Annotated in this window: 1 protein-coding gene; it reads right to left on the reverse strand. The window is 71.2% G+C overall.

Annotated elements, in window-relative coordinates; all coding sequences use genetic code 11:
- On the reverse strand, positions 1-1650 hold a 1650-nt coding region (locus tag F8279_RS29610), incomplete at both ends, for a metallophosphoesterase (RefSeq protein WP_151501704.1).

Here is a 1650-nt window from a genome sequence, read left to right on the forward strand (position 1 = left end):
CTTCGTCGGCAGCGTAGGATGGTGATAAGAGACAGGGTCGGGGTTGAGCTGCCAGGCGTGGGACACCTTGTCCACCGCGATCGGGTAGATCGTCAGCGTGCCGTCCGGGTCGATCCGGAACCGCAGGAACGCCTTCGAGTCCTCGATGCCCTGCGCCGCGAACAACTCGTTCAGGTTCACCCCGAACGCGCCCGCCACCAGCAGGTAGAGCGCCACGAGCTGGCTGGCGACCAGCCCGCTCACCGGCCCGTAGAGCACCACGGCGGCGACCGCCGGCAGCGGCCACGGCCAGTCGTAGAACGGCAGCTGCAACCAGACCCACGTGCCCCCGGCGGCGAGCGCCACCTGAGCCAGCCCGTGCGCCACCCCGAGGATCCAGTGCCGGGCGTGCCGTTTCCCGCCCGCCGTCGGCGGCTTGGCGAAGAACACCGCGCCCATCATCGCCAACACCAGCATGATCGCCAGCGGCACGCTGAACAGCCGCTGCTCGGTGGTGCCCACTCGCTGCACCGCCACCCCGGCCATGGCCAGCATCAGCAGCGTGTGCAACGTGCCGAGCAGCGTGGTGAAGCCGGGGTTGCGGAACGGCAGCCGGGCGAAGATCCCCCAGCCGTACCGGCGGGAGCGCGCCTTGTCCGGATAGCGCGCCGCCAGGTCGTACTCCTGGGTGTTGCTGGCCCGCCGGGTCAGCGTGTCACGCGGCGGAACCTCCAACGTCTCCGGCAGCCGGTGGGTCGGGTAGAGGTAGGCGCCGCCACCGCCGCAGGTGATGAGCTGCCGGTCCGTCCCGGCATAACGGGCATAGTGGTGCAGGTCGCCGGAGACCAGCACTCGCACCTGCGCCCCCGTCGGCGCGACGAGGGTACGGATGAAGTAGTCGATCGAGTCGTACGCGTTGGGGTGGTCGACGGCCTTGACCCACGTCGGCGCCGGCACCGCCAGGATCACCTTGGACTCCGGGGTGAGCTTGCGGGCCACCTCGTCGAAGTAGGTGAGCTGCGGGTCGTCCAGGTACGACCCGGACTGGTCGTCGAGGCCGAGCAGCCACCAGCCGGCCGGCAGCTCGACCGCGAAGTACGAGCGGGACTGGCCGGTGCCCCACCCGGCGAAGTGCCGGTCACGGGTGCGCACGAACAGGCGCAGGAACGCGGTCAGCCCGTCGTACCAGTCATGGTTGCCCGGCACCGCGAACAGCGTCGGCTTCTCCGGCGGGGCGACCGGCAGCGCCGCCTGGTACGGGCCCTTGCAGCGGTCCTCGTACGCCTCGTAGCCCGCCGCCGGGTAGACCTGGTCGCCGCCCATCACCAGCGTCTGCGCGCGGGGGAGCCGGTGACCGTCCACTGTCAGCTCCGGCTGGGCGAGCAGGTACGCCACCGAGTACGTGGCGTCGAAGCCGTCACCCAGGTCGGCCACGTAGTCGAGCCAGAGCCCACCGTCCGGGCCGACCTGCCGGAACGTGCCGTCGCTGAACGCGTTCTGCAACTCGCGCTTGTCCAGGTACGCCCCGAACAGCATGGCCAGCAACGTACGCAGGCCGGTGCTGATCAGCAGCAGGGGCGCGAGCCAGGGCACCGGCCGGCGCGGGGTGAAACCCAGCTCCCGGGGGTCGATGCTGCGGGGGCGGCGGGTGGCCCGCTCGCCGCCCCCGCA

Origin of the sequence: Micromonospora sp. AMSO1212t (assembly GCF_008868145.1) — a bacterium.
Lineage (GTDB): Bacteria > Actinomycetota > Actinomycetes > Mycobacteriales > Micromonosporaceae > Micromonospora > Micromonospora tulbaghiae.